The sequence below is a fragment of the Polaromonas glacialis genome (assembly GCF_000709345.1).
Classification (GTDB): Bacteria; Pseudomonadota; Gammaproteobacteria; order Burkholderiales; family Burkholderiaceae_C; genus Polaromonas; species Polaromonas glacialis.
In genome coordinates this window covers 1,388,702-1,413,699 of sequence record NZ_KL448323.1, presented here as the reverse complement: position 1 = coordinate 1,413,699, position 24,998 = coordinate 1,388,702, and the positions used below count along the sequence as shown (strand labels likewise).

The following is a 24,998-nucleotide window of genomic DNA, read 5'->3' as shown; positions in this document are numbered from 1 at the left end:
TTCTATAAATTCCCGTCTCTGGGTTTGGGCCGGTATGGATTGGGGGGGTGGTTAGGGTCATCCCATTACACACAAGTCACCCATCGTTGAACTGGCGTGCATAACGAGCACCCTCGACGAAGACGGCAATCTCCTGCATGCCCAGACACATCGTCCTGGCGCCCGGGTCCGCCATTGTGGCCGTGACCACGCTGTGGGCCGACGAGGCGCATTACCACCCGCTGCATGTAGCGCCCCTACACGCCAGAAAAGCGCCTGGCCAAAGGCCGGCAAGACCCGGCGTTTCGTACCAAGCCGCAAATCGCGCTCGAACTGGTCGAGCGCGCGCAGGCCGAAGGCATCGCGTTTTGCGCCACCGTGGCCGACTGCTTTTACGGCGACAAGCATGCCCTGGAGATAGCTCTTTTGCAGCGCCGTCTGCCCCATGTGCTGGCGCGCCGCAGCACTGTTGGGCGCGGCTGAGCGCCAGCTTAGGCGGACCCCTCTTTCAAGGACGCCGCGCAGGCGCTGCCGCTGCGCGCTTAGGCAGCAAGTCATCCGTCGCTTTCGTGGTGGCCACACCGAGCGCTGGTGGGCCGCCGAGCTCACGCTGTTCGGCTATGGCCCGCTCAAGCCGGTGCGGGCGGTTTGCGCCACGACCGACCGGCGCGTGTTGCCGGACCTGTCCACCTGGTATTTGACGACCAACCTGCCCGCGCCTGTGGCCGAGATCGTGCGCCTGTACGGCTTGCGCAACTGGATCGAGCAGGGCAACAAACAGATGAAGGACGAGCTCGGCTGGGCCGACTTCATGGTTCGCAGCGACCGGGCGATCCGCCGGCACCGGACACTGGTGTGCTGCGCATTTGCCTTTTGCTGGTGGCATCACGCGTTGCAAGCGCGCGCAGACACCTTGCCACTGTCTGGTATCCCCGAAGCGCCGCCCAGGGCGGGGAAAAAACCGGCCTCTTCAAGGCGCTGCCGTGCAGGCCGCGCCTGCTGCGCGCCGTGCGCGCCTGGCTGACCCCGGCGTACTGGCTGGCGCGCTGCTTGGCCGCCTTTGCCGACACGCCCCCGCCGGCCGAACTCGGCGCCCTGAACACCGGCCACGGGATTAACCTCTACCTTCGGATTTAACAAACTACCGCTAGGGCGGGTTAACACTATCGAAGCACCTCGGCAATGAGTGCAACGGTAATAAAGGCAGCAAACATCACGTCAAGCATATCGTAGCGAGTGAACACTCGACGCCAGGCCTTGAGCCGGCGAAACATGCGCTCAACCTCATTGCGCCGGCGGTAAAGCGCCTTGTCCAGCTCCCAGGGCTCGCACCGCTTCGGGTTTGGGGGCACCACCGGCACGAAACCCAGCTGCCTGGCCAGCTCGCGCGTGGCATCGCCCTCATAGGCACTGTCCATCAGCAAGGCGACTTCGCCGGCCTCCTGCGGCCCGCCCATGGCTTCGATCAGCCTGCGCCCTTCGGGCGCATCGCCGTGCTGCCCCGGCGTCAAGCTCCACGTGATAACGTCGCAGGCACCTGCGGCAACCAGATGAAGTTTGGTGCTCCAGCCGCCCCGGCTCTTGCCAATGGCCTGGGGACCGTTTTTTTTGCGCACCCGTGCCGTCCGGATGCACCTTGATGATGGTCGAGTCCAGGCTGACCGCTTCAATGCGCACATGCATCAGGCGCTCGCGCTGCAGTTTCTCGAACACTGTGCTGAGCACGCCAGCCCTGGCCCAGCGGCTCATGCGCGTGTAGATGGTGTGCCAGCAGCCGTAGTGCTTGGGCAGCGCGCGCCATTTGCAGCCATTGGCCGCGACGTACAAGATGGCGTTAACCACCTCAAAGCTGTCGAGCAAAACATTGCCACGCTGACGCGGCAACAACGGTGCGATCACCTCGAATTGTTCACGAGTCAGTTGCATTCCCACAGTTTTCCAGCAACGCCTCAGCTTGTCAAATTTGAGTTAACACGCCCTAGTCCGACACAGGGGGGCCTGCGGCGGCAATCCAGCCGCAGGAAATTCGGACAAGTGGCTTTAAAGGACTTCGCTGGCAAAGTCTGCCAGACGCGAGCGCTCTCCGCGCGCAAGGGTGATGTGCCCGCCATGCGGCCAGCCCTTGAAGCGGTCAACGGCAAAGGTCATGCCCGACGACCCTTCAGTCAGGTAGGGCGTGTCGATCTGCGCCAGATTGCCCATGCAGACAATCTTGGTTCCAGGCCCGGCACGGGTAATCAGTGTCTTCATCTGCTTGGGCGTCAGGTTTTGCGCCTCGTCAATGATGACGTACTTGTTCATGAAGGTCCGGCCGCGCATGAAGTTCATGCTCTTGACCTTGATGCGCGAGCGGATCAGTTCATTGGTCGCCGCGCGGCCCCATTCGCCCGCGCCGCCGTCGGTCTTGCCAAGCACTTCAAGGTTATCGTCTAACGCGCCCATCCATGGCCCCATTTTTTCTTCCTCGGTGCCGGGCAGGAAACCGATGTCTTCGCCGACCGACACCGTGGCGCGGGTCATGATGATTTCGGTGTAGCGTCGGTCATCAAGCACCTGCGTCAACCCGCTGGCCAGGGCCATCAGCGTCTTGCCCGTGCCTGCAGTACCGGCCAGGGTGACAAAGTCCACTTCCGGGTCCATCAGCAGGTTCATGGCGAAATTTTGTTCGCGGTTGCGCATCGTCACGCCCCAGACCGAATTCTTCAGATGGGTGAAATCTTTCAGTGTCTTCAGGACCGCTGTTTTTCCCTGGATTTCCGTGATCCGGGCATACAACGACGGTTCGCCGGGCGACTCGAAAAACACGAACTGGTTGATCATCAGACTCGGCACGATCGGGCCAGTGATGCGGTAGAAGGTGTGAATGCCTTGCTGCCAGCTTTCCAGCGTCTTGCTCTGGCGCGTCCAGAAGTCAGGCGGCAGGGCCAGCGAGCCTGCATACAGCAGGTCGCCGTCTTCAAGCACCTTGTCGTTCTGGTAGTCGTCGGTGTTGAGCCCCAGGGCACGCGCCTTGACGCGCATGTTGATGTCCTTGGAGACCAGCACGACTTCACGCGACGCATATTCCTTGCGCAGCGCTTCGACCACGCCAAGTATCTGGTTGTCGGCCTTGCCCTGCGGCAGGCTCATGGGCAAGGTGTAGTCGAGCACCTTGGTCTGGAAAAACAGGCAGCCGCTGGCTTCAGGGTGCCCGGTGGTGTTGAGTTTCAGGCCCTTGCCGATGTCGGCGCCGTTCGCCCCGGCGAGCCCGTCGAGCGTGCGGCTGGTCTGGCGCGCATTGCGGGCCACTTCAGTCATGCCCTTCTTGTGGCCGTCGAGTTCTTCCAGCACGATCATTGGCAGGAAAATATCGTGTTCCTCGAAACGGAACAGGCACATCGGGTCGTGCATCAGGACATTGGTGTCCAGGACAAAGAGTTTGGGCTGGCCGGACGGCCGGGTCTTTTTCGGCCTGAAGGCCGGCTGGGCGCGCGGAATGCTCTCTTTTTGAGAGCTGACTACCCTCGCATCCATTGCGGAAGGAGCCTTTTTCTCTGCATAAATGATGGGGTGATCAAGTTCCCTGACGGCAGGGCTTTCCAGCAGCCCGATGGCCACAGGCTGGCTGGCCAGTTCAACCGGTTTTGAGGATTTTCGCGGTGCTTTTGCGGACGCGCGTGCCGGCGCATCAAGCACGTCTGGTGAAAGCAGGGCAGCACGTTTGGTCGGGGCGGGTGGCAGGGGCATGGTGCTTAAAACTCTTTACATGAAGTTTCAGAAATAAAAAAAGCCGCCTCAAGGCCGGGGCGGCTTTTTTTGAACGCAGTCGCTGGGGTCAATTGCATGAACTCATTATGCACAACTCAAATGACAGCCCGAGCGACAGGCGCGAAGCGGGTTTCAGGCTTCTTTCTTGAGGCCCTTGACCGCCTTCAGCACTTCCTCGACGTGGCCGGGAACCTTCAGGCCGCGCCACTCTTCCTTGAGCAGGCCGTCCGCGCCCACCAGAAAGGTGCTGCGCTCGATGCCCTTGACCTTCTTGCCGTACATGATCTTGTTTTTGACCACGCCGAACATGTGGCACATTTTTTCTTCGGTATCGGCGATCAGCTCAAAAGGGAGTTCCAGCTTGGACTTGAACTCATCGTGGGATTTCATGTTGTCGCGTGAGACGCCAAAGACGGTTGCGCCCGCCTTGATGAAGTCCTTGTGATGGTCTCGAAACTGCATCGCTTCGGTGGTGCAGCCTGGCGTGTTATCTTTCGGGTAGAAAAACAGCACGACCACTTTGCCCAGATGCGTTTGGTTTGAAACTTTGAGGCCGCCGGTGGCGAGTGCTTCAAATTCGGGAAGAGGTTTGTTGACGACGACTGCCATACTGAGGGTACCCTGACGAAAGTAGTTGTAATTAGCCGCGGCCTTTGCCAATGAAGACAGATGTAGTTCACTGGGTGCGGTGCCAAGTGCAACCCTATATTTTACGCTGAAAGGGACATCGCTCAGCTCTCAGGCTGCATCGGGCTCTATCAGCAGGGCTGCAACCACATGGCGACCTTCGCCAGCCAGAATGTTGTAGGTTCGGCAGGCCGCCAGCGTGTCCATGGTTTCGAGCCCAATACGCTGATCCATCAGTCCGCGCAAAAAGGCCGGGGGCGGAAACCGCAGGCGCTTGCCGCTGCCGAAAATCACCAGTTCAGGTTTCATGCCCGCCAGCAAGGCAAAGTGCTCGGCGGTCAGCTGCTCGAAGCGTTGGCAATCCCACGGCAGTTTTTCTCCGCGTGACCCGATCACGACGCTGTAGTCGATTTTTTCAGCAACGCCGTTGTTGCCCAGGCCGACCCATCCGGCGCCGTAGGCAAGAATGGACTGGACATCGAGGCGGTCTGGTTGAAGTTTCATACGGTATTGAGGGTTGTGGCGTTCGCTCCAACAGCCGGGCCGGCCACGACCGACAGGCTGCGGAGTTGAGGGTAAAAATCAGCGTTTTATGTGGTCAAATTATAGATTCCGCCCAAAACTCAGGTGGCTGCACCGGTTTTTCACCTTTGGCGCGTTCCATTGGCGAAGCGGCCCTGCCCAACCTTTCATCAAAACCGACATGAAACCGATCACCAAGTCTGCCAAACTGGCCAATGTGCTTTACGACATCCGTGGCCCGATCATGGATGCGGCCAAGCAGATGGAAGAAGAAGGCCAAAAGCTCATCAAGCTCAACATTGGCAACCTGGCGGTGTTTGGTTTTGACGCGCCCGAGGAAGTCCAGCAGGACATGATCCGCAATTTGCCCGCATCAGCCGGCTATTCGGACAGCAAGGGCATTTTTGCGGCGCGCAAGGCCGTGATGCACGAGACGCAAAAGCAGGGCATCAAGGGCGTGACGCTGGAAGATATCTACCTGGGCAACGGCGCCAGCGAGATGATCTCGATGGCGACCAACGCCTTGCTCGACAACGGCGACGAACTGCTGCTGCCGTCGCCCGACTACCCGCTGTGGACCGCTTCCGTGAGCCTGGCGGGCGGCACACCGGTTCACTACATCTGCGACGAGAGCAACGGCTGGATGCCCAGCCTGGATGACATACGCGCCAAGATCACGCCGCGTACCAAGGGCATTGTCGTCATCAACCCGAACAACCCGACCGGCGCGCTGTACTCCGACGCACTGCTCAAAAGCATTGTCGAGATTGCGCGTGAACACAACCTGGTGATCCTGGCCGACGAGGTGTATGACAAAGTGCTGTATGACGGCGCGCGCCACACGGCGCTGGCCAGCTTGTCCACCGACGTGCTGACGCTGACCTTCAATTCGCTGTCCAAGAGCTACCGCTCCTGCGGCTACCGCGCGGGCTGGCTGGTTGTGTCCGGCCCCAAGAACAGGGCGCAGGACTATATAGAAGGCCTGAACATGCTGGCCAACATGAAGCTGTGCTCCAACGTGCCGGGCCAGTGGGCGATCCAGACGGCGCTGGGCGGCTACCAGAGCATCAATGACCTGACTTGCCCGGGCGGCAGGCTGCGGCGCCAGCGCGACCTGGCGTATGAGCTGATCACCGCCATTCCGGGCGTGAGCTGCGTCAAGCCCAGCGCGGCGCTCTACATGTTTCCCCGGCTCGACCCCGAGGTCTATCCGATCACGGACGACCGGCAATTCTTCCTCGAACTGCTCAAGGAAACCAAGGTCATGCTGGTGCAGGGCACGGGGTTCAACTGGGCCGCACCCGACCATTTCCGCATTGTCTTTTTGCCGCATGAGGAAGACCTGCGCGAAGCCATCGGCCGCATCGCCCTGTTCCTTGAAAAATACCGCAACAAGCTGATCTGACTTTCATTTTTTCATTTTCCCGCTGTGCCCTTTGAACGGCCAGTTCGCACAACCACGACACGCAGGACTCCAGGTGAACCTCAAAACAACGACGAATTTAAGCCCGATCCGGGTAGGCCTTCTGGGCATCGGGACTGTGGGCAGCGGCACGTTCAATGTGCTCAAGCGCAACCAGGAAGAAATCCGCCGCCGCGCCGGTCGCGGCATCGAGATCACCATGGTCGCCGACCTCGACATGGCGCGCGCCCAGGCCCTGGTGGGCGACGGCGTGCTGGTGGTCAATGACGCGCGCCAGGTCGTGGCCAGCCCGGACATCGACATCGTGATCGAACTCATCGGCGGCTACGGCATTGCCAAGGCGCTGGTGCTCGAAGCCATCGAGTCGGGCAAGCATGTCGTGACCGCGAACAAGGCGCTGCTCGCCGTGCATGGCACCGAGATTTTCGCGGCGGCCCAGCGCAAGGGCGTGATGGTGGCCTTTGAAGCTGCCGTGGCCGGCGGCATCCCCATCATCAAGGCGCTGCGCGAAGGCCTGAGCGCCAACTCCATCCAGTGGATTGCCGGAATCATCAACGGCACGACCAACTTCATCCTGTCCGAGATGCGCGACAAGGGCCTGGACTTCGGCGTGGTGCTGAAGGAAGCGCAGGCGCTGGGCTACGCCGAAGCCGATCCGACCTTCGACATCGAAGGCGTGGACGCCGCGCACAAGGCGACGCTGATGAGCGCGATTGCCTTTGGCATCCCGGTCCAGTTCGACAAGGCCTATGTCGAGGGCATCACGGGCCTGGCCGCGCAGGACATCCGCTACGCCGAGCAGCTGGGCTACCGCATCAAGCTGCTGGGCATCACCAAGCGCGTGGCCAATGGCATCGAGCTACGCGTTCACCCCAGCCTGATCCCGGCCAAGCGCCTGCTGGCCAATGTCGAGGGCGCTATGAACGCTGTCGTCGTGCATGGCGACGCCGTCGGCACGACGCTTTACTACGGCAAGGGCGCCGGCAGCGAGCCGACCGCCAGCGCGGTGATTGCCGACCTGGTCGATATTTCCCGACTGCACACCGCCGACCCGGAGCACCGCGTGCCGCACCTGGCCTTCCAGCCCGACGAAATGAGCGACCTGGCCATCGTGCCGATGTCGGAAATTGTCACCAGTTACTACCTGCGCCTGAAAGTCGCCGACGAAGCCGGCGTGCTGGCCAATGTGACGGGCATCCTGGCATCGCTCGGCATCAGCATCGACGCCGTGCTGCAGCGCGAAGCCGACGAAGTGGGCGGCGAAGGCTCGACCCAGACCGACCTGATCATCCTGACGCATGACTGCGTCGAAGCCAAGATGAACGAAGCCATTGCGCAGATGCAGGCGCTGCCCACGGTGCTGGCAGACATCACCCGCATCCGCAAGGAGGAACTGGCCTGATGCACTACATCTCCACCCGCGCCTCGTCGGGCAACCCGCCCGAGCGCAAGCGCTTTTGCGAAATCCTGCTCGAAGGCCTGGCGCCGGACGGCGGCCTTTATTTGCCCGAATACTATCCGCAGGTCAATGACGCCACGCTCAGTAAATGGCGCGGTCTGCCCTATGCCGGCCTGGCATTTGAAGTGCTGTCGCTGTACATCGACGACATCCCCGCCGCCGACCTGAAGGCGATCTGCGACAAGACCTACACCGAGCAAGTATTCGGCAGCAAGGAAATCGTGCCGCTCCGCCCCTTGGGCGAGGGCCTGTACCTCGAAGCGCTGTCCAACGGCCCGACGCTGGCCTTCAAGGACATGGCGATGCAGTTGCTGGGCAACCTGTTCGAATACGAACTGGCCCGGCGCGGCGAAGAACTGAACATCCTGGGCGCGACCAGCGGCGATACCGGCAGCGCTGCCGAATACGCCATGCGCGGCAAGAAAGGCGTTCGCGTCTTCATGACGTCGCCGAACGGCCGCATGAGCCCGTTCCAGCAGGCGCAGATGTTCAGCCTGCAGGACGAGAACATCCACAACATCGCGATAGACGGCGTGTTCGACGACTGCCAGGACATCGTGAAAGCCGTGTCCAACGACCTGGCATTCAAGCGTCAGTACAAGATCGGCACGGTCAACTCGATCAACTGGGCACGCCTGATGGCGCAAGTCGTGTATTACTTTTCCGGCTATTTCCAAGCGACGAACTCCAACACTGAAAAAGTCAGCTTCAGCGTGCCGTCGGGCAATTTCGGCAATGTCTGCGCCGGCCACGTGGCGCGCAGCATGGGGCTGCCGATTGAGCAGTTGGTGGTGGCCACCAACGAGAACGACGTGCTCGACGAGTTCTTCCGCACCGGCATCTACCGCGTTCGCACCAGCGCCGACACGATTGAAACTTCCAGCCCGTCGATGGACATTTCCAAGGCGTCGAACTTCGAGCGCTTCGTGTTCGACCTGCTCGGCCGTGACGGGGGCAAGACCCGCGCGCTGTTTCACGACCAGATTGCCAGCCAGGGCAGTTTCGACCTGGGCGCCGACCCGGCGTTTGCCATGGCCGCCGGGCGTTACGGTTTTGTCAGCGGCAAGAGCACGCACGCCGACCGGCTGGCGACGATTCGGGACACTTGGCAGCGTTTCGGCACCATGATCGACACCCACACCGCCGACGGCGTGAAGGTGGCGCGCGAGCATTTGCAGCCCGGCGTGCCGATGATCGTTCTGGAAACCGCCTTGCCGATCAAGTTCGCCGCCACCATCGAGGAGGCGCTGGGCAAGCCGCCGGTGCGGCCTGCGGGCTTCGAGGGCATTGAAGATTTGCCCAAGCGCGTCAGGCTGCTGCCGGCCGATGCTGCGGCCATCAAGCAGTACATTGCCGAAAATGTGCATTGAATTGGGCTTTTGCGCAGGTACCACGGGCGCAGGCAGCTATTTATTCGATAGCGGTCTGTTCCGCATGGATACCGCCGGATGAAGGTCATCGGATTTGCCGGCTACTCGGGTTCGGGCAAGACCACGCTGGTCGAAAAGCTGATTCCCGCGCTCAGGTTGCGCGGCCTGCGTGTGTCGGTCGTCAAGCATGCGCACCACAAGTTCGACATCGACCATCCCGGCAAGGACACCTTCCGCCATCGCGAGGCCGGCGCCTTCGAGGTCGTCGTGGCCTCGCAAAACCGGCTGGCGTTGATGCGCGAGTTCGAGCAGCCCGCCGAACTCACGGTACACCACTTGATCGCCGAGCTGTACGAAGGCGTTGACTGGGTGCTGGTCGAGGGCTTCAAGCACAGCGATTTGCTCAAGATCGAGGTCTGGCGAGCCGCGTCCGGCAAGCCCACGCGTTACCTCGAAGACCACTACGTGGTGGCCATTGCCACCGATTCCCCCGGCCAGCTGCCGGTGGCAACCTTGCGTCCGGTGCTGGATTTGAACGACGCCGACGCCGTGGCCGATTTCCTGATGAACAATCAGGACCGGTTCGAGTATTCGTTTGAACACCGGCTCGACTGAGCGGTTTTTTTTCTCCGACTCCACCGTTTACAACGTTCCGGACACCCGCCATGCCTTCAGTTTCAGTTTCCACCCCGGCGCCTGCCCGGCCAGAGCGTCCGCCCATGAAGCCGCTCGACCTGGCGCTGGCCGAACTGCTGGCCTTCGCTGCGCCGCTGGCGCCTGCCGAAAGCATTTCAACCTTCGATGCCGATGGCCGCGTGCTGGCGCAGGACCTGCTCTCCAGCCTGGACGTCCCTGCGCACGACAACAGTTCGATGGACGGCTACGCGCTGCGCTGCGCCGACTGGCTTGGCCTTGATACGCTGCTGCCGGTCAGCCAGCGCATTCCGGCCGGCTCAAGCGGATATGCGCTGGCGCCGGCAAGCGCTGCGCGGATCTTCACCGGCGCGCCGATTCCGCCGGGCGCCGATGCGGTGGTGATGCAGGAAGACTGCGCTGCCGTGGACGGTGGCATCCGCATCGCGGCGCAGCCACGGCCCGGCCAGTGGATACGTCGCCGTGGCGAAGACGTGGCCGCCGGCGCGGTCGTGCTGGCGCGCGGAACGCGCCTTTTGCCAGCATCCCTCGGGCTGGCCGCCAGCATCGGCTTTGACCGCTTGCAAGTCGCGCCGCGCGTGCGGGTGGCTCTGTTTTCCACCGGCGACGAACTGGTGATGCCCGGCGACGTGGCGCCCGGCGACATGAAACCCGGTGCCATCTACAACTCCAACCGTTTTTTCCTGAAGGCCCTGCTGCAGCGGCTGGGCTGCACCGTGACCGACCTGGGCATCGTGCCCGACCGGTTGGAGGCGACCATAGACGCACTCAGGGGCGCCAGCCAGCAGCACGATTTGATCCTGACCAGCGGCGGCGTGTCGGTCGGCGAGGAAGACCATATCAAGCCCGCCGTGCAGGCGCTGGGCGAACTGACCCTCTGGCAGATTGCCATCAAGCCGGGCAAGCCATTTGCCTACGGAAAGATAGCTGCCGCCCACTTCATCGGCCTGCCGGGCAATCCGGTGTCGAGCTTCGTGACCTTTTTGCTGCTGGTGCGGCCATTCATCCTCAAGCTTCAGGGGGCGACCGCTGTTGCTCCTGTATCTATAGCGCTCCCCGCCCATTTTGACTGGCTAAAAGCCGACAAACGCCGTGAATTTTTGCGCGCCAGGCTGAATGCGGCGGGCGGGCTGGATCTGTTCGACAACCAGAGTTCGGGCGTGCTGACCTCGGCAGTCTGGGGCGACGGGCTGGTCGATCTCCCGGCGGGCCAGGTCATTGCCCGTGGCGACACGGTGCGCTTCCTGCCGTTTTCGGCGCTGCTGTCGTGAAGGTTTTTGCGCCATGAACGTCACCATCAAATACTTTGCGTCGATCCGCGAAGCCATCGGGCAGGGAAGCGAGTCGCGCGAAACCTCGGCTTTGACGCTGGCCGGCCTGCGCGACGAACTGCTCGCCGCCAGCCCGGCGCATGCCGCCAGCCTGGCGCGCGGCAGGGCGGTTCGCATGGCCGTGAACCAGGTCATGAGCGACGAAGCCGCGCTGCTGGCCGACGGCTGCGAAATCGCTTTTTTCCCGCCCGTGACCGGAGGCTGATCCGCATGACCACGGCGCGCGTCACCATCCAGACCGGCGACTTCAACCTGGCCGACGAGGTCGATGCGCTGCGAAAAAATGACAAGCGCGTCGGCGCCGTCTGCACCTTCACCGGCACGGTGCGTGACCGCAATGACGGCTTGAGCGTCAGCAGCATGGAACTGGAGCACTATCCCGGCATGACCGAAAAAGCCATCGAGGCGATGATTGACGCGGCGATTGAACGCTTCGACATCTTTGCCGCGCGGGTGGTTCACCGGGTCGGGCTTTTGCTGCCGCTCGACCAGGTGGTGATGGTCGCGGTCACGTCGGCGCATCGGGGCGAGAGCTTCAAGGCCTGCGAATTCCTGATGGATTACCTCAAGACGCAGGCGCCGTTCTGGAAAAAGGAAGAAACGCCCGAGGGTGCGCGCTGGGTCGATGCGCGGGTCAGCGACGATGCCGCACTGGCCAAATGGGGCATTCGCGCGCCGAACGCCTGAAGCGCGTCACCCTGGCTTGACCTTGATCAAGCTAAGGCCAGCCCGGGCGACATACGGCGCCACCGCTGCTTGTAAAGCGCGGTAAAAGCCCCAAGCTTCGCAGGGTCTGAATTTATTCAAGTTCTACCGGAGATTTCATGCGACAAGACAAACTCACCACCAAATTCCAGGAAGCCCTGAGCGACGCCCAGTCGCTGGCGCTGGGCAACGACAACAACTACATCGAGCCGGCGCACCTGCTGGCCGCCATGCTGCGCCAGGACGACGGCCCGCGTGCGCTGCTGGAGCGGGCCGGCGTCAACATCAATGGCTTGACGCAGGCCGCCGACGTCGCCGTCAAGAAGCTGCCGCAGGTGCAGGGCCAGGACCAGGTCCAGGTCGGCCAGGAACTCGCCCGGCTGCTGCAGGCGACCGAAAAGGAAGCCATCAAGCGCAATGACCAGTTCATCGCCGGCGAGCTGTTTTTGCTGGCGCTGACCGACTCCAAAGCCGACGTCGGCAAGATCGCCCGCGAGAACGGCCTGACGCGCAAGGCCCTTGAAGCCGCGATTGACGCGGTGCGCGGCGGCCAGGGCGTAAACAGCGCCGATGCCGAAGGCCAGCGGGAAGCCCTGACCAAATACACCATCGACCTGACCGAGCGCGCCCGGCTGGGCAAGCTCGACCCGGTGATCGGCCGCGACGACGAGATCCGCCGCGCCATCCAGGTGCTGCAGCGCCGCACCAAGAACAACCCGGTGCTGATCGGTGAGCCCGGCGTCGGCAAGACCGCCATTGTCGAAGGCCTGGCCCAGCGCATCGTCGCCGGCGAGGTGCCCGATTCGCTCAAGGGCAAGCGCGTGCTCAGCCTGGACATGGCCGCGCTGCTGGCCGGCGCCAAGTTTCGCGGCGAGTTCGAGGAACGGCTGAAAAACGTGCTCAAGGAACTGGCCAAGGACGAAGGCCAGACGATTGTCTTCATCGACGAGCTGCACACCATGGTCGGCGCCGGCAAGGCCGAGGGCGCGATGGACGCGGGCAACATGCTCAAGCCCGCGCTGGCGCGCGGCGAGTTGCATTGCGTCGGCGCCACCACGCTCGACGAATACCGCAAGTACATTGAAAAAGACGCCGCGCTGGAGCGCCGCTTCCAGAAAATCCTGGTCGGCGAGCCGACCGTGGAAGCGACCATCGCCATCCTGCGCGGCCTGCAGGAAAAATACGAAACCCACCACGGCGTGCAGATCACCGACCCGGCCATCGTCGCGGCGGCCGAACTGAGCCACCGCTACATCACCGACCGCTTCCTGCCCGACAAGGCCATCGACCTGATCGACGAGGCCGCTGCCAAGGTCAAGATCGAGATCGACTCCAAGCCCGAGGTCATGGACCGGCTCGACCGCCGCCTGATCCAGCTGCAGATCGAGCGCGAAGCCGTGCGCCGCGAAAAGGACGAAGCCTCGCAAAAGCGCTTTGGCCTGATCGAGGAGGAAATCGGCAAGCTGCAAAAGGAAATCTCCGACATGGATGAAATCTGGCAGGCCGAGAAAGCCCAGGCGCTCGGTTCCAAGGACGTGATGGAGGAAATCGACAGCATCAACACCCAGATCGAGGAATTCACCCGTAAGGGCGACTTCAACAAGGTCGCCGAACTGCAGTACGGCAAGCTGCCCGAGCTGAAAAAACGCCTGAAGCAGGCGCAGGACACTGAAGAAACCAAGGGCGTGGGCGACAAGCCCCGGCTCTTGCGCACCCAGGTCGGCGCCGAGGAAATCGCCGAGGTCGTCAGCCGCGCCACCGGCATTCCGGTCGCCAAGATGATGCAGGGCGAAAAGGACAAGCTGCTGCAGATGGAGATCAAGCTGCATGACCGCGTCGTTGGCCAGGACGAGGCGATTGGCGCCGTCGCCAACGCGATTCGCCGCTCGCGTTCGGGCCTCTCGGACCCGAACCGGCCGACCGGCTCCTTCCTGTTCCTCGGCCCCACGGGCGTCGGCAAGACCGAGCTCTGCAAGGCGCTGGCGGGCTTTCTGTTCGACAGCGAGGACCACCTGATCCGCGTGGACATGAGCGAGTTCATGGAAAAGCATTCGGTCGCCCGCCTGATTGGCGCGCCGCCGGGCTATGTCGGCTACGAGGAAGGCGGCCACCTGACCGAGGCCGTGCGCCGCAAGCCCTACAGCGTGCTGCTGCTCGACGAAATCGAAAAGGCGCATCCCGACGTTTTCAACGTGCTGCTGCAGGTGCTGGACGATGGCCGGCTGACCGACGGGCAGGGGCGCACGGTGGACTTCAAGAACACGGTGATCGTGATGACCAGCAACATCGGCTCGCCGATCATCCAGTCGATGACCGGCCAGCCGTATGAGGACATCAAGGATGCGGTGCTGGAAGAACTGAAGAACTATTTCCGCCCCGAGTTCCTGAACCGCATCGACGAAACCGTGGTGTTCCATCCGCTCGACGCGAAGAACATCGAATCGATTGCCCGCATCCAGCTCAAGGTGTTGCTTGAACGCCTGGCCAAGATGGACCTGGCGCTCGACGTGTCCGAAGCGGCGATTGGCGAACTCGCCAAGGTCGGGTTCGACCCGGTGTTCGGCGCGCGGCCGCTGAAGCGTGCGATCCAGCAGCGGATTGAAAACCCGCTGAGCAAGCTGCTGCTCGAAGGCCGGTTTCCGCCCAAGAGCACCATCCATGTGGACGTGAACCCGATTCTGGAGCCGGGCGTGTTTCACTTCGGCGAAGCGCAACTGGCCTGATGCACCGGGCGTGGGCTGCTTTTTTTGATAGCAGCCACGCCCGTGGCTATTGCGCAAACGGCATTTTTGGCTTGAGATCCTGTTCAGCTCGTTGCTGGAACGTCTTTTTCTCCCTCTCTTCCTCTGTCATTGCGGGCTTGACCCGCAATCCACAGCACCCCAACCAAGCCGCAGCCAGGCAGCGGCTGGAATTCAATACACAGTTGACTGCGCACGGATGGATTGCCCCGGATCAAGTCCGGGGCAGGCTCATCAAGCCCGCAATGACAGCGGGAGGCTGAACGTCGGCCCTTTGATCAGTCCCCGCTGCCGGTCGAAAAGATAAAGCTGCGGCTGAACGCCGTGCCGTTGTTGGTTCCACTGAGCATCACGGTGTACGCCGTGTCCGGCAGCAGCGGCGCGTCCGGAACGACATAGGCCTGGTGCGGCCCGAAGCAGCCGCTCAAGCAGGGTCCATACGGGTCGTTGGCCGACGTGACCGGCGGGCGCAGCGCCACGGCTTCGCCGGTGGCTGCCTGCGTCATCGCCGCGCGGGTGATTGCCAGCCGGTTGCCTTGGCGAACCGCAATGTAGACGCTTGAGCCCAGCGGCGCCGTGCGCAGGTCGCGGCCCGGCACCGGGTTGGGCGTTTCGTTGGTCAGCTGGCGGTTCACGCCGCTCGTGCCTTCGCAGGGATAGGTCTGCACGTCGCTGCTGCCGAGCAACTGCGGACCGGCGCTGGCGGTGAAGGCCGCGTTGATCTGCACGAAAACGCCTTCCTGTCCCTTGCCGGTGTCTTCTCTGGAACGCACGGCAATGCCGACATCGCGGTAGCCGGTCATCAGCCCGTTCAGGTGGTAGGGCGCATTGAGCAGTCCGCGAACGCCCAGCACGCCGATACCGCGCTTGGACAGCGGCGGTCGGCTGGAGGTGAAAAAGGCAAATTCGTCGGTCACGCCGCCCAGGTCGGTGTAGCCCTGCGCCCTGACGCGTGCCGCCGGGTCAGTGCCGGTGAAGCCTTCCGGAAACTGCGCGGCGTTTTGCAGGTGCGAATTCTGGCTGTTGATGATCATGTAGTCGGCATGCGACCTGGCCGCCGCGTCCAGCGGCGCGTTGGCGGCCAGCAGCCCGAAACCGCAGCGGCCACGCTCGGCATTGAGGAGCAGGTAGGCCGCCAGTTCCTCGCTGCCCGGCGCATAGGCCGGCGGCGCGCCAGGCGTGATGACGAGCGAAGCGTTTGGCGAAGCGGGCGTTGTTGCCGCCTGGGCGGTCGGCGCCGCCGGCAGGGCGCTGTTGCCATCGCTGCCGCCGCCGCACGCCGACAGCAGCGCCGCCAGCGCCAGCACCGAAAGCAGACGGGTGCCTGGATTTGAATTGAAAAAATGAAGGTTCATCAAAGCCTCAATTGGCAACGGCAACAAGCTGCGGGCAGGTAAACCCTAGCCCACGACGATAACGCCAATCCGCCAGAATGCTGTAAGCGTTTGTCGCCTGATGCTATGGTTTCAATAGCTGCAAGCGCTTGTACGTTGTGCGTAGGCAGGCGTTTTGGTTTAAAAATCTCCTTTTGTCATTGCGGTCTTGACCCGCAATCCACCGCACCTTAACCAAGCCGCCGTCGGGTAGCCGCTGGAATTCGCAGCGTGTTGGTCTGCGCGGAGATGGATTACGGGTCAAGCTCGCAATGACAGACGGGAGAGAAAAAACCTGGCGCCGCGTCAGCGTGCAGCCGCACGGGCGCGCAGCCAGTCGGCGAATTCGCTTTCGGTGATGTCGCCATCGGCCAGTCCCAGGACCGTGATCGTTGCATCGGCTTGCGAAGCGTTCAGCCGGTAGCCGTTGAGGTACAGAAACAGGCCGGTCGCCAGGAAGACCGCGCGCTTGTTGCCGTCCACGAACGGATGGTTCCTGGCCAGCCACACGGCGTAGCTGGCGGCCAGCGCTGCAACATCCGGCGGCGCGGCCGGGTAGGCATAGGTCAGCAAATTGAGCGGCCGGCCCAGCGCCGAGTCCAGCAGGCCTTCGTCCTGCATGCCTTCAAGCCCGCCATGCGTGGCCAGGCTTTCACCGTGCAGCAGCAGCAATGCCGGCTTCCTTATCCAGCGCCAGTTCATTTGGCAAGCTGGTGAAAGGTGTCGCGAAAATCGCGCATGAAGGCGCGGCCCGCCGTGATTTCCTCTTCAAGCGCCGGGTCGTAGGGCGTGAGCGCATAGCCGTCCGGCGTTTCGGTCAGGAAGACCGTTTCACCCTTGGCCAGCTTGAGCCGGGAAATAACTTCCTTGGGCAAGATCACGCCCACCGAGTTGCCGATCTGGGTCAGTTTGAGTACATGCATGATGTTCCTTTTGTTATTACGGACGTAATACTAAAGACGATTCAAGCAGGCGTCAAACCGCTTCGGCTTTTGGCAAGCCGTCAGCTTGGACCCGTCATTCCCGCGAAGGCGAGAATCTAGTGTCGCGTCAGGCGCAAACTGCCGGTTCTCGCTGGCCATCGCCGCGCATCGCCGCGTTGCAGCCCTTGCCAGGGCTTCAGCCCTGGCAAGGGCTGCGCCTTGCGCTGCACGCCGCTGGCGACGCCATCTCTCGACACTTTGCGCCTGACGCGACACTAGTCCGGCGTTTGAAAGACGCGCCGCCTTTGGCAAAGCGTCTGGATTCCCGCCTTCGCGGGAATGACGGCGACATTTGAATAGTGCTATTTTTTTGATAGCTTCTTGCGCAGGACTGGCATGCGAAAACAGGCTATTTACCTTGTAAAAAACAAGTGTAGCCGTGCTGTCCGGCGTCAAGGCTTATCGGCCGCTGGCTTCCAGCCGCTGCACGCGCTCGCGCAGGGCGTCGAGTTCATCGAGCAGTTCCAGCGCCAGCGCGGCGCCGGCCAGGTTCACGCCCAGGTCGCTTTCCAGCCGCAGCGCCACGCGGGCACGGTGCAGGTGGACGCCGGTGAAGCGCCATTCGCCGGGCGCCGTGCCGGCGGGCGTCAGCAGGCCCTCGTCCACCAGCTCGACGATGCGCTCGGCCTGCGCGGCGCAGGCGCGGCACAGGTCGTCCAGGCTCAGTTCGGTCTGGTCTTCCAGGATCAGCCCGGTGATTTGCACGAGTTGGAAGTCGGTGGTGGTCATGGCTGGCCTTCCAGTTTGGCTCTGGGTTTGAATGTGTTGAACTGCCTGGCCATGCTTTCATAGAACGCTTTGCCACTGTCGCTGTCGGCGGCCGGCACGGCAATTTGCAGCACGAAGTAAAAGTCGCCCGGCGTGCTGCCGGGCAGTCCGCGTCCCTTGAGCCGCAGCTTGCGCCCGGCTGCCGAGCCGGGCGGCACCGTGACCTCGACGCGGCCGGTCGGCGTGGGCGCCTCCACGTTGGCGCCCAGCGCGGCTTCCCATGGCGCCACGGGCAGGTCCAGGTAGACATCTCGCTGGTCCACGCGGTAGAGCAGGTGCGGCTTGAATTCGACGTCAAGGTACAGGTCGCCCGCGCCACCGCCGCCCACGCCGGGCGCGCCCTGGCCGGCCAGGCGGATGTGCTGCCCGGCGCGGATGCCCTTGGGAACACTGAAACTGATCTGGTGCTCGTGGTGGCTGACCTGGCCCTGGGTGTCTACCTCGGGCACGCGCAGGCTGATGGTGCGGGTGGCGCCGCTGTAGGCGTCTTCCAGGTCGATGAGGATCTTGGCATGGCGGTCTTCGCCAGCGGCGCTGAAGCTGGCGCGGTGGCCTGCGGCGCCCGCGCGGCTGCCGCCACCGGTGGCAAAGCCCTGGCGGAACAGTGACTCGAAAAAGTCGCTGTAGTCGCCGCCGTCGCCCGCTGGGAAATCGCGCGGCGCGCTGCGGCCGGCATGTTCGGCGCCGGCGTTCCAGCCGGGCGGCGGACGGAATTCCTGGCCTTCCTTCCAGTGCTGGCCCAGCTGGTCGTAGGCGGTGCGCTTTTCCGGATCTTTCAGCACTTCGTAGGCTTCGCCGAGCTGCTTGAAGCGCGCCTCGGCGTCTTTTTCCTTGCTGACGTCGGGATGGTATTTGCGCGACAGCTTGCGGTAGGCGCGCTTGATGTCGTCGGGCGCGGCGTCGCGCGCCAGTCCCATGACGGTGTAGTAATCCTTGAATTCCATGAAGGCCTTCCCTGAACAGATGCGACCCATGGCGGGCCAGCCAGCACCTTAGCGCAAAACCGCGCCGTTTTTACTGTGCTGCGTCAAACTGCCGTGCAGGCCATCGGCTTGCCGGCTTATTTCACCGGAATCGGCGTGGCGGCCGGCACCGGAACGGCGGTCACGCTGTTTTGCGGCGAGCCCTCGATCAGGCGGTCGGAATAGGTCAGGTAGACCAGCGTGTTGCGCTTGGCATCGACCATGCGCACCACGCGCAGCCGCTTGAACACCAGCGAGATGCGCTCGCTGAACATTTCTTCCTGCTTGTCCAGCGGCTTGCCGCCGGCAAAGCTGATGACGCCGGTCTGGCGGCAGGCAATCGACGCATCGGACTTGTCCTCGGCCAGGCCGAACGCGCCCTTGATGCCGCCGGTCTTGGCGCGCGACACGTAGCAGGTCACGCCTGTTACCTTCGGGTCGTCGTAGGCATCGACGACGATCTTGTGGTCGGGGCCGATGAACTTGAAGACGGTATCGACCGCGCCGACTTCCTCGGCGCTGGACAGGCCGCAGCCGCTCAGGACCAGGGCGGCGGCCAGTGCGGCACGGCGGAAGTGGTGCGAAACGTTCGATGGCGTGGAAGCGGTGGATGCATGCATGGGGAAATTCCTTGAGAGGTACGCCAAACAGGTGAGGGCGCTGGTACCAAGCCTCTAATGTACAAAGCCGGCCGCCCCTATCATGGGCGGATGATTTCCAGCCCACCGCCGTCCAGCCTGCATTCCCTGTTCGAAGCCCAGCACCGCGCCAGCCGCGCCCAGGCCGAAGTGCCGCTGGCGCTGCGCCGCGAGCGGCTGCTGAAAATGCGTGCGCTGCTGGCGCAGCATGGCGCGGCGCTGGCCGGGGCGGTGCAGGCCGACTTTGGCGTTCGCTCGCCGCAGCTGACCGAGATTGCCGACCTGTTCGTGCTGCGCACGCTGCTGGCCGGCGCACTGAAAAACCTGGCGCGCTGGATGAAGCCGGTCCGGGTGCGAACGCCGCTGTACCTGCAGCCCGCCCGCGCCTTCCTGCTGCGCCAGCCGCTGGGCGTGGTCGGCGTGATTTCGCCATGGAACTACCCGGTGCAGCTGGCGCTCGGGCCGGTCATCACCGCGCTGGCGGCGGGCAACCGGGTGATGCTCAAGCCGAGCGAGCTGACGCCACGCACCTCGGCGCTGCTGGCCGAACTGATCGGCCAGAGCTTTGCGCCAGAGGAGCTGTGCGTGGTGCAGGGCGACGGCGACGTGGCCGCCGCCTTTGCCGGCCTGCCGTTCGACCACCTGTTTTTCACCGGCTCGACGGCGGTGGGCCGCAAGGTGGCCGCAGCGGCCGCCGCCAACCTGACGCCGACCACGCTGGAACTGGGCGGAAAGTCGCCGTGCATCATCGACGCGTCCTGCGACCTGGAGCAGGCGGCGCTGAAGATTGCCCACGGCAAGCTGCTCAATGCCGGGCAGACCTGCATCGCGCCTGATTACGTGCTGCTGCCTGAGGGCCGCGAGGCGGCGTTTGCCCAGGCGTTCGAGCGGGCCGTCGCCAGGCTGTTCCCGAGCATCGAAGGCAACCCCGATTACGCCGCCATCATCAGCCCGCGCCAGCATGCGCGCCTGCAGGCTCTGCTCGACGATGCGCGCAACGACAGCGCGCGGGTGCAGGAGATCATTCCCGGTAACGGTACTGCGGCCGCTGCCGGGTCGCGCCAGATGCCGCCGGCGCTGGTGTTTCACCCGGCACCTGATTCGCGGCTGCTGAACGAGGAAATCTTTGGCCCCATCCTGCCGGTGCTGCCCTACCAGTCCCTGGACGAAGCGATTGCCTATGTCAATGCCCGGCCCCGGCCGCTGGCGCTGTACTGGTTCGGCACGGATGCCGCAGCGCGCCACAAGGTGCTGTCGCGCACCGTGAGCGGCGGCGTGACGGTGAACGACACGCTGATGCACATTGCCCATCCCCACCTGCCATTTGGCGGCGTGGGCGAAAGCGGCTGGGGCGCCTACCACGGCGAAGCCGGATTTTTGCGGCTGACGCACCAAAAGCCGGTGCTGGCGCAGTCGAAATGGGCGCGCGGCGACCTGTTCTATCCACCCTATGGCCGGCGCTTCGACCAGGTCATGGGGCTGCTCAAGCGGATCATCTAACGGACGGGCTTTAGGAATTTGTAGCTACTAACGCTTTTGATTGGATCACTGTGGTTTCTGTTTTGGGGGCCTTGGGCGGCTTCTTCTGTGGGTTGAGGGAAGGCGCTCACCCCTCAATCCACAGAAGAAGCCACCCAAAGGCCCCAAACAAAAAGCAAAAACCGCAGCGGTCAAATCGTAAGCCTTAGTAGTTACAGAAATTCCATAAAAACAGGATTTTGCGCAATATCCACGGGCGTTACTAGCTATTAATTAAATAGCAATTGAATCTCGGCCAGCTTCAGCTTTTTGCATGGAACTGAAGCGACTTGCTCTGCCCGGTCGGCCAGCATTACGATAGCGCCATGACCATCTCAAGCACTCTGAACACGACCGATAGCGCCCATTCCTTGCGTCTGGACGCCGGCGTGATCGGCCTGGTCGGGCTGGGCCACCTGACCAGCCACTTCAGCCAGCTGTTGCTGGCGCCGCTGTTTCCCTGGCTCAAGGAGGCGTTCGACGTCAGTTATGCGCAGCTGGGGTTTTTGATGACGATTTTCTTCGTCGTGTCGTGTGCGGTGCAGGCGTTGTCGGGCTTCGTGGTGGACCGCTTCGGCCCGCGTCCGATTCTGTTTGGCGGCCTGGCGCTGCTGGGTTTTGCCGCGCTGGGTTATTCGATCAGCACCAGCTACGCGATGCTGGCCGGCTTTGCGGTGGTGGGCGGCATCGGCAACGGCGTGTTTCATCCGGCCGACTACACGCTGCTCAACCGCAAGGTCAGCGCGCCCCGCCTGGGCCATGCCTACAGCGTGCATGGCATCACTGGCAGCCTGGGCTGGGCGCTGGCGCCGGCGCTGGTGGTGTCCCTGACGTTCGCGTTTTCCTGGCGCATTGCGCTGGCTGCGGCCGGGGTTGTGGTGTTTGCCGTGCTGCTTGTTCTGCTGCTTCAGCGCGACAAGCTGGCGCTCCAGCCGGTCGTGCCGGCCGTCGGCGCCAAGGCGGCGGGCGGCAACCTGGATTTTTTGAAGATTCCCGCCGTCTGGATGTGCTTTGCCTTTTTCTTCTGGAATGCCATCGTGCTCAGCGTGGTGCAGGCCTTTGCCCCCGAGGCGGCGCGCCAGCTGCACGGCATGGCCTTGAGCCTGGTGGCCGTCTGCCTGACGGTGTACATGGTCTGCGCGGCCGGCGGCATGGTGCTGGGCGGATTTCTGGCGGCCGATCCGGCGCGCTGCGAGCGCATCGTCGGCGTCGGCTATGGCCTGGCGGCGGCGGTGGCGCTGGTGCTGGCCCTGGGCAGCCTGGCACCTGGCGTGGTGCCGGTGCTGTTTGGCCTGATGGGTTTTACCTCGGGCATGGCCGGGCCGTCGCGAGACCTGCTGGTCAAGCGCTCGACGCCTGAAAACGCCACCGGCCGCGTGTACGGCGTGGTCTATGCGGGGCTGGACATCGGCCAGGCGGTGGCACCGCTGGTCTTTGGCGTGATGATGGACCATGGCCAATACCGGGGCGTGCTGCTGGGGCTGGCACTCACGCAGGGCGTGCTGATTGCCAGCGCCTTCAATGTGCGGCGGGTGCGCCGCACCGCGCTGGCCGCCGCCTGAAACCGGCCTGAGACAGCGCCGGACCTGGCCGGCGGCGGCAGCGCATTTATGATGGCGGTCCCCTTGACTCCTGCTTGCCGCGCGCCAGCGTTGCCGCTTTGTGATGCGCATAGTTCAACCACACCCCTTGAGTTTTCCTTCATGCAAGGCTGACGCCTGCGCCGGTTTGCCGGGCATTGCCCATCGGCTGCGCTGCCTCGTCCTCGGTCTGCTGCTCCTGCTGTCCGCGCTGTGCGCCCAGGCGCAGCCGGACAACATCGACGCATCGCTGGATGCTGTGCGCGCGCAGATCGACCAGGCGCGAAAAGTCCTCGACAGCCCGCCGAAAGAGGCTGCCGACCTGCTGCCGCTGCGCGCCGGAGTGCTGGCTGCCGGCACCCAGGCCGACGCGGCGGCCGCGCTGCTGGAGCCGCAGCTGGCAAGCGTCCAGGCGCGGCTGGCCGAGCTGGGGCCGGTCACGCCCGGACAGGCCGAGGCGCCCGACGTGGCGGTGTTGCGCACCCAGCTGAACAAGGTGCGCGCCGAACTCGATGCCAGGTTCAAGCAGGCCAAGCTGCTGTCGGTGGAAAGCGAACAGACGGCCGGTGAAATCTCGGCGCTGCGGCGCTCCGAATTCCAGGCCCGGCTGGGCGAACGCACCTCGTCGATCCTGAGCGCTTTGTTCTGGGCCGAGCTGCGCATGGACATTCCCGGCGACATGCTGCGCGCCCGCCGCCTGGCCGACGCGCTGGTCGCCACCGCGCGGGCCAGCGGCACGGCGGTCTGGGCCAGCGTGGGCCTGGCCATGCTGGTGCTGCTGGGCCTGCACGCCTGGGCGGGCATGGCGCTCTTGAGGCTGACGACCACGCGCGTGCCGCCGGGCCGGCTGCGCCGGTCGCTGCATGCCTGGACGCGGGTGCTGCTGCCCACCGCCACGGCCGGCCTGACGGCCGAGGCGGTTTACCTGGGGCTGGTCTGGGTCGCGCCGCTGCCCGAGGCGCTGGCGCCGATCATGGGCCGGCTCGCCGGCGTGATCTGCTTTGGCGGCTTCGTCGTCGGCCTGGGCCATGCGCTGCTGCTGCCGGCCCGGCCGTCATGGCGGCTGCTGCCGCTGCCCGATGTGGTGGCGCTGAAGCTGCGCTGGCTGCCGCCGGTGCTGGCGCTGCTGATGGTGCTGACCTGGGCGCTGATGCAGCTGACCGCGCAGATCAATGCCAGTTTGGTGACCACTGTGGCGGCTGACTGCATCGTCGCGCTGGCGATGGGCCTGGCGATGGGCCTGGGCCTGCTGCTCAGCGACGTGGCGCGCCGGCGGGCCTTGCGCGAGCCCGAGTCGGCCGCGAACTGGCCGCCCAGCCCGCTGTGGCTGACCACGGTGGTCGGCCTGGCCTGGCTGGGCACGGCCAGCAGCCTGCTGGCGCTGTTGCTCGGCTATGTGGCGCTGGGCAGCTTCGTGGTACACCAGATGGCCTGGATTTCCGTCGTGCTGGGATCGGCCTACCTGCTGGCGGTGCTGATAGACGATGGCTTCATTGCGCTGCTGGGCCCCAAGACCAGCCCTGCTGGCGCTGCCGACGCCATTCTCTCGACGGCAGAGGCCGACATGCCGGCGTCGCGCTTTCTCAAGGTGCGGGCGCAGGCCGCCGTGCTGCTCTCGGGCGTGGGCCGGCTGCTGGTGGTGGCGCTGGCGCTGATGCTGCTGCTGGCACCCTTCGGCGAAGGGCCGTCCGAGTTGTTCGAGCGCGCCGACAAGCTGCACCAGGGGATTTCGATTGGCGAATTCCAGATCCTGCCGGTGTCGGTGCTGCAGGCCGCGCTGGTCATCATCCTGTGCCTGGTCGTGGTACGCATCGTAAGGCGCTGGCTGAAGGAGGATTTCCTGCCGACCACGTCGCTGGACGCCGGTATGCAGGTCTGGACGTCCACGCTGTTTGCCTATGCCGGCAACCTGCTGGCGCTGTCGCTGGGGCTGGCCGCCGTCGGCATCGGGCTGGAGCGCATTGCGTGGGTGGCCAGCGCCTTGTCGGTGGGCATCGGTTTTGGCCTGCAGGCGGTGGTGCAGAACTTTGTCTCGGGCATCATCATGCTGGCCGAAAAGCCGGTCAAGGTCGGCGACTGGGTGTCGCTGGGCGGCATCGAGGGCGACATCCGGCGCATCAATGTGCGCGCCACCGAAATCCAGATGGGCGACCGCTCGACCGTGATCGTGCCGAATTCGGAATTCATCACCAAGACAGTGCGCAACGTCACGCATGCCAATCCGCTCGGGCTGGTGAAGATTTTGCTGCCGGTGCCGCTGGACGCCGACGCCGACCAGGTGCGCAGCCTGATCCTGGAACTGTTCGAAGCGCATGCCGACGTGCTCAAGACGCCCGAGCCCAGCGTGCAGCTCGACGCCATCGACAGCGCCGGCATGGTGTTCAACGCCACCGCTTTCGTCAACTCGCCGCGCGCGGCCTACGGCGTTCGCAGCGCCTTGCTGTTCGACGTGCTGCGGCGGCTGCGCGAGGCCGATATTTCGCTGGTCAAGCCGGCCGGGCTGGTGCTTCGCGAAGCGCAGAATAAGGCGCTGGAGCCGCCCCTGCCGCCACCGCTGGCCTAGCGTCCGGGCGCTTCCTGTTGCGCTGGCCGGGGCGACGGCGTACATTGGCTTTTTG

Annotated in this window: 25 protein-coding genes; 14 read left to right on the top strand and 11 right to left on the bottom strand. The window is 63.9% G+C overall.

Annotated elements, in window-relative coordinates:
* Positions 1–76: 76 nt before the first annotated feature.
* On the bottom strand, positions 77–190 hold the full coding sequence (locus EC86_RS28665; protein ID WP_232229835.1) for an IS4 family transposase: 114 nt from the start codon (positions 188–190) through the stop codon (positions 77–79).
* 65 nt (positions 191–255) lie between these two features.
* Between EC86_RS28665 and EC86_RS30530 the strand changes: the two genes are divergently transcribed.
* From EC86_RS30530 to EC86_RS30355, 3 genes are read left to right on the top strand one after another with little or no spacing between them, the layout of a single operon-like run.
* A complete protein-coding gene (locus EC86_RS30530; RefSeq protein ID WP_084181223.1) occupies positions 256–462 on the top strand; it encodes a transposase in 207 nt (68 codons plus the stop codon).
* The gene (locus tag EC86_RS28660; protein ID WP_051675775.1) at positions 425–1,003 is read left to right on the top strand and encodes a transposase; all 579 of its coding nucleotides are present in this window, start codon (positions 425–427) and stop codon (positions 1,001–1,003) included. The genes EC86_RS30530 and EC86_RS28660 overlap by 38 nt, the downstream gene beginning before the upstream one ends.
* The gene (locus EC86_RS30355) at positions 988–1,116 is read left to right on the top strand and encodes a hypothetical protein (RefSeq protein WP_269635693.1); all 129 of its coding nucleotides are present in this window, start codon (positions 988–990) and stop codon (positions 1,114–1,116) included. Before EC86_RS28660 ends, EC86_RS30355 begins: the two co-directional genes overlap by 16 nt.
* 26 nt (positions 1,117–1,142) lie before the next feature.
* On the opposite strand, the gene EC86_RS28655 is transcribed toward EC86_RS30355, so the two are convergent.
* The 4 genes from EC86_RS28655 to EC86_RS0107100 all read right to left on the bottom strand — a co-directional run bounded on the left by EC86_RS28655 (position 1,143) and on the right by EC86_RS0107100 (position 4,857).
* Positions 1,143–1,905 (bottom strand): IS5 family transposase gene (locus tag EC86_RS28655; RefSeq protein WP_156955256.1). Its coding sequence is split into 2 segments (ribosomal slippage): positions 1,143–1,590 and positions 1,589–1,905, totalling 765 coding nucleotides; the frame shifts between segments, so codons are not numbered across the junction.
* 114 nt (positions 1,906–2,019) lie between these two features.
* Entirely contained in the window at positions 2,020–3,705 is a 1,686-nt protein-coding gene (locus EC86_RS0107110) for a PhoH family protein (RefSeq protein ID WP_029524976.1), read from the bottom strand.
* Positions 3,706–3,858: 153 nt separating this feature from the next.
* Complete coding sequence (locus EC86_RS0107105) at positions 3,859–4,335, bottom strand: peroxiredoxin (RefSeq protein WP_029524975.1); 477 nt, start codon at positions 4,333–4,335, stop codon at positions 3,859–3,861.
* A gap of 129 nt (positions 4,336–4,464) precedes the next feature.
* Entirely contained in the window at positions 4,465–4,857 is a 393-nt protein-coding gene (locus EC86_RS0107100; RefSeq protein WP_029524974.1) for an Mth938-like domain-containing protein, read from the bottom strand.
* Between the two features lie 199 nt (positions 4,858–5,056).
* Between EC86_RS0107100 and EC86_RS0107095 the strand changes: the two genes are divergently transcribed.
* The 8 genes from EC86_RS0107095 to clpB all read left to right on the top strand — a co-directional run bounded on the left by EC86_RS0107095 (position 5,057) and on the right by clpB (position 14,540).
* On the top strand, positions 5,057–6,280 hold the full coding sequence (locus EC86_RS0107095; protein WP_029524973.1) for a pyridoxal phosphate-dependent aminotransferase: 1,224 nt from the start codon (positions 5,057–5,059) through the stop codon (positions 6,278–6,280).
* 73 nt (positions 6,281–6,353) lie between these two features.
* Positions 6,354–7,700 carry a homoserine dehydrogenase gene (locus EC86_RS0107090; protein ID WP_029524972.1) on the top strand — a complete coding sequence of 449 codons (1,347 nt, stop codon included), beginning with the start codon at positions 6,354–6,356 and terminating at the stop codon, positions 7,698–7,700.
* On the top strand, positions 7,700–9,127 hold the full coding sequence (thrC, locus tag EC86_RS0107085; protein ID WP_029524971.1) for a threonine synthase: 1,428 nt from the start codon (positions 7,700–7,702) through the stop codon (positions 9,125–9,127). The genes EC86_RS0107090 and thrC overlap by 1 nt, the downstream gene beginning before the upstream one ends.
* Positions 9,128–9,205: 78 nt before the next feature.
* On the top strand, positions 9,206–9,742 hold the full coding sequence (mobB, locus tag EC86_RS0107080; RefSeq protein ID WP_029524970.1) for a molybdopterin-guanine dinucleotide biosynthesis protein B: 537 nt from the start codon (positions 9,206–9,208) through the stop codon (positions 9,740–9,742).
* A gap of 50 nt (positions 9,743–9,792) precedes the next feature.
* On the top strand, positions 9,793–11,052 hold the full coding sequence (locus tag EC86_RS0107075; RefSeq protein ID WP_051675774.1) for a molybdopterin molybdotransferase MoeA: 1,260 nt from the start codon (positions 9,793–9,795) through the stop codon (positions 11,050–11,052).
* A 13-nt stretch (positions 11,053–11,065) separates the two neighbouring features.
* Positions 11,066–11,317, top strand: a complete 252-nt coding sequence (locus EC86_RS0107070; protein WP_029524968.1) for a MoaD/ThiS family protein — start codon at positions 11,066–11,068, stop codon at positions 11,315–11,317.
* A gap of 5 nt (positions 11,318–11,322) precedes the next feature.
* Positions 11,323–11,799 carry a molybdopterin synthase catalytic subunit MoaE gene (moaE, locus tag EC86_RS0107065; protein ID WP_029524967.1) on the top strand — a complete coding sequence of 159 codons (477 nt, stop codon included), beginning with the start codon at positions 11,323–11,325 and terminating at the stop codon, positions 11,797–11,799.
* A gap of 137 nt (positions 11,800–11,936) precedes the next feature.
* Positions 11,937–14,540, top strand: a complete 2,604-nt coding sequence (clpB, locus tag EC86_RS0107060) for an ATP-dependent chaperone ClpB (RefSeq protein WP_029524966.1) — start codon at positions 11,937–11,939, stop codon at positions 14,538–14,540.
* Between the two features lie 296 nt (positions 14,541–14,836).
* On the opposite strand, the gene EC86_RS0107050 is transcribed toward clpB, so the two are convergent.
* The 6 genes from EC86_RS0107050 to EC86_RS0107025 all read right to left on the bottom strand — a co-directional run bounded on the left by EC86_RS0107050 (position 14,837) and on the right by EC86_RS0107025 (position 19,264).
* Complete coding sequence (locus tag EC86_RS0107050) at positions 14,837–15,913, bottom strand: spore germination YkwD domain-containing protein (RefSeq protein ID WP_029524965.1); 1,077 nt, start codon at positions 15,911–15,913, stop codon at positions 14,837–14,839.
* A 324-nt stretch (positions 15,914–16,237) separates the two neighbouring features.
* The gene (locus EC86_RS0107045; RefSeq protein ID WP_029524964.1) at positions 16,238–16,633 is read right to left on the bottom strand and encodes a type II toxin-antitoxin system death-on-curing family toxin; all 396 of its coding nucleotides are present in this window, start codon (positions 16,631–16,633) and stop codon (positions 16,238–16,240) included.
* The gene (locus EC86_RS0107040) at positions 16,630–16,854 is read right to left on the bottom strand and encodes an AbrB/MazE/SpoVT family DNA-binding domain-containing protein (RefSeq protein WP_029524963.1); all 225 of its coding nucleotides are present in this window, start codon (positions 16,852–16,854) and stop codon (positions 16,630–16,632) included. Before EC86_RS0107040 ends, EC86_RS0107045 begins: the two co-directional genes overlap by 4 nt.
* A gap of 459 nt (positions 16,855–17,313) precedes the next feature.
* Entirely contained in the window at positions 17,314–17,643 is a 330-nt protein-coding gene (locus EC86_RS0107035) for a chaperone modulator CbpM (RefSeq protein WP_029524962.1), read from the bottom strand.
* Positions 17,640–18,626, bottom strand: a complete 987-nt coding sequence (locus tag EC86_RS0107030; RefSeq protein ID WP_029524961.1) for a DnaJ C-terminal domain-containing protein — start codon at positions 18,624–18,626, stop codon at positions 17,640–17,642. Before EC86_RS0107030 ends, EC86_RS0107035 begins: the two co-directional genes overlap by 4 nt.
* Before the next feature lie 116 nt (positions 18,627–18,742).
* Positions 18,743–19,264 (bottom strand): CreA family protein, encoded by a 522-nt coding sequence (locus EC86_RS0107025; RefSeq protein ID WP_232229833.1) that lies wholly within the window; start codon positions 19,262–19,264, stop codon positions 18,743–18,745.
* 90 nt (positions 19,265–19,354) lie between these two features.
* On the opposite strand from EC86_RS0107025, the gene EC86_RS0107020 reads away from it, so the two are divergent.
* The 3 genes from EC86_RS0107020 (at position 19,355) to EC86_RS0107010 (ending at position 24,943) form a co-directional block, all read left to right on the top strand.
* Positions 19,355–20,782, top strand: a complete 1,428-nt coding sequence (locus EC86_RS0107020; protein ID WP_029524959.1) for a coniferyl aldehyde dehydrogenase — start codon at positions 19,355–19,357, stop codon at positions 20,780–20,782.
* Between the two features lie 344 nt (positions 20,783–21,126).
* Positions 21,127–22,362 carry an MFS transporter gene (locus EC86_RS0107015; protein ID WP_029524958.1) on the top strand — a complete coding sequence of 412 codons (1,236 nt, stop codon included), beginning with the start codon at positions 21,127–21,129 and terminating at the stop codon, positions 22,360–22,362.
* 127 nt (positions 22,363–22,489) lie between these two features.
* On the top strand, positions 22,490–24,943 hold the full coding sequence (locus EC86_RS0107010) for a DUF3772 domain-containing protein (RefSeq protein ID WP_232229832.1): 2,454 nt from the start codon (positions 22,490–22,492) through the stop codon (positions 24,941–24,943).
* Positions 24,944–24,998 lie beyond the last annotated feature (55 nt).

Excerpts from the sequence above, each read along its gene's own strand:
- EC86_RS28660 (WP_051675775.1), top strand. The coding sequence starts at position 425 with ATGTGCTGGCGCGCCGCAGCACTGTTGGGCGCGGCTGAGCGCCAGCTT.
- EC86_RS0107110 (WP_029524976.1), bottom strand. The coding sequence starts at position 3,705 with ATGCCCCTGCCACCCGCCCCGACCAAACGTGCTGCCCTGCTTTCACCA.
- EC86_RS0107105 (WP_029524975.1), bottom strand. The coding sequence starts at position 4,335 with ATGGCAGTCGTCGTCAACAAACCTCTTCCCGAATTTGAAGCACTCGCC.
- EC86_RS0107100 (WP_029524974.1), bottom strand. The coding sequence starts at position 4,857 with ATGAAACTTCAACCAGACCGCCTCGATGTCCAGTCCATTCTTGCCTAC.
- EC86_RS0107095 (WP_029524973.1), top strand. The coding sequence starts at position 5,057 with ATGAAACCGATCACCAAGTCTGCCAAACTGGCCAATGTGCTTTACGAC.
- thrC (WP_029524971.1), top strand. The coding sequence starts at position 7,700 with ATGCACTACATCTCCACCCGCGCCTCGTCGGGCAACCCGCCCGAGCGC.
- mobB (WP_029524970.1), top strand. The coding sequence starts at position 9,206 with ATGAAGGTCATCGGATTTGCCGGCTACTCGGGTTCGGGCAAGACCACG.
- EC86_RS0107075 (WP_051675774.1), top strand. The coding sequence starts at position 9,793 with ATGCCTTCAGTTTCAGTTTCCACCCCGGCGCCTGCCCGGCCAGAGCGT.
- EC86_RS0107070 (WP_029524968.1), top strand. The coding sequence starts at position 11,066 with ATGAACGTCACCATCAAATACTTTGCGTCGATCCGCGAAGCCATCGGG.
- moaE (WP_029524967.1), top strand. The coding sequence starts at position 11,323 with ATGACCACGGCGCGCGTCACCATCCAGACCGGCGACTTCAACCTGGCC.
- clpB (WP_029524966.1), top strand. The coding sequence starts at position 11,937 with ATGCGACAAGACAAACTCACCACCAAATTCCAGGAAGCCCTGAGCGAC.
- EC86_RS0107050 (WP_029524965.1), bottom strand. The coding sequence starts at position 15,913 with ATGAACCTTCATTTTTTCAATTCAAATCCAGGCACCCGTCTGCTTTCG.
- EC86_RS0107045 (WP_029524964.1), bottom strand. The coding sequence starts at position 16,633 with ATGAACTGGCGCTGGATAAGGAAGCCGGCATTGCTGCTGCTGCACGGT.
- EC86_RS0107040 (WP_029524963.1), bottom strand. The coding sequence starts at position 16,854 with ATGCATGTACTCAAACTGACCCAGATCGGCAACTCGGTGGGCGTGATC.
- EC86_RS0107035 (WP_029524962.1), bottom strand. The coding sequence starts at position 17,643 with ATGACCACCACCGACTTCCAACTCGTGCAAATCACCGGGCTGATCCTG.
- EC86_RS0107030 (WP_029524961.1), bottom strand. The coding sequence starts at position 18,626 with ATGGAATTCAAGGATTACTACACCGTCATGGGACTGGCGCGCGACGCC.
- EC86_RS0107025 (WP_232229833.1), bottom strand. The coding sequence starts at position 19,264 with ATGCATGCATCCACCGCTTCCACGCCATCGAACGTTTCGCACCACTTC.
- EC86_RS0107020 (WP_029524959.1), top strand. The coding sequence starts at position 19,355 with ATGATTTCCAGCCCACCGCCGTCCAGCCTGCATTCCCTGTTCGAAGCC.
- EC86_RS0107015 (WP_029524958.1), top strand. The coding sequence starts at position 21,127 with ATGACCATCTCAAGCACTCTGAACACGACCGATAGCGCCCATTCCTTG.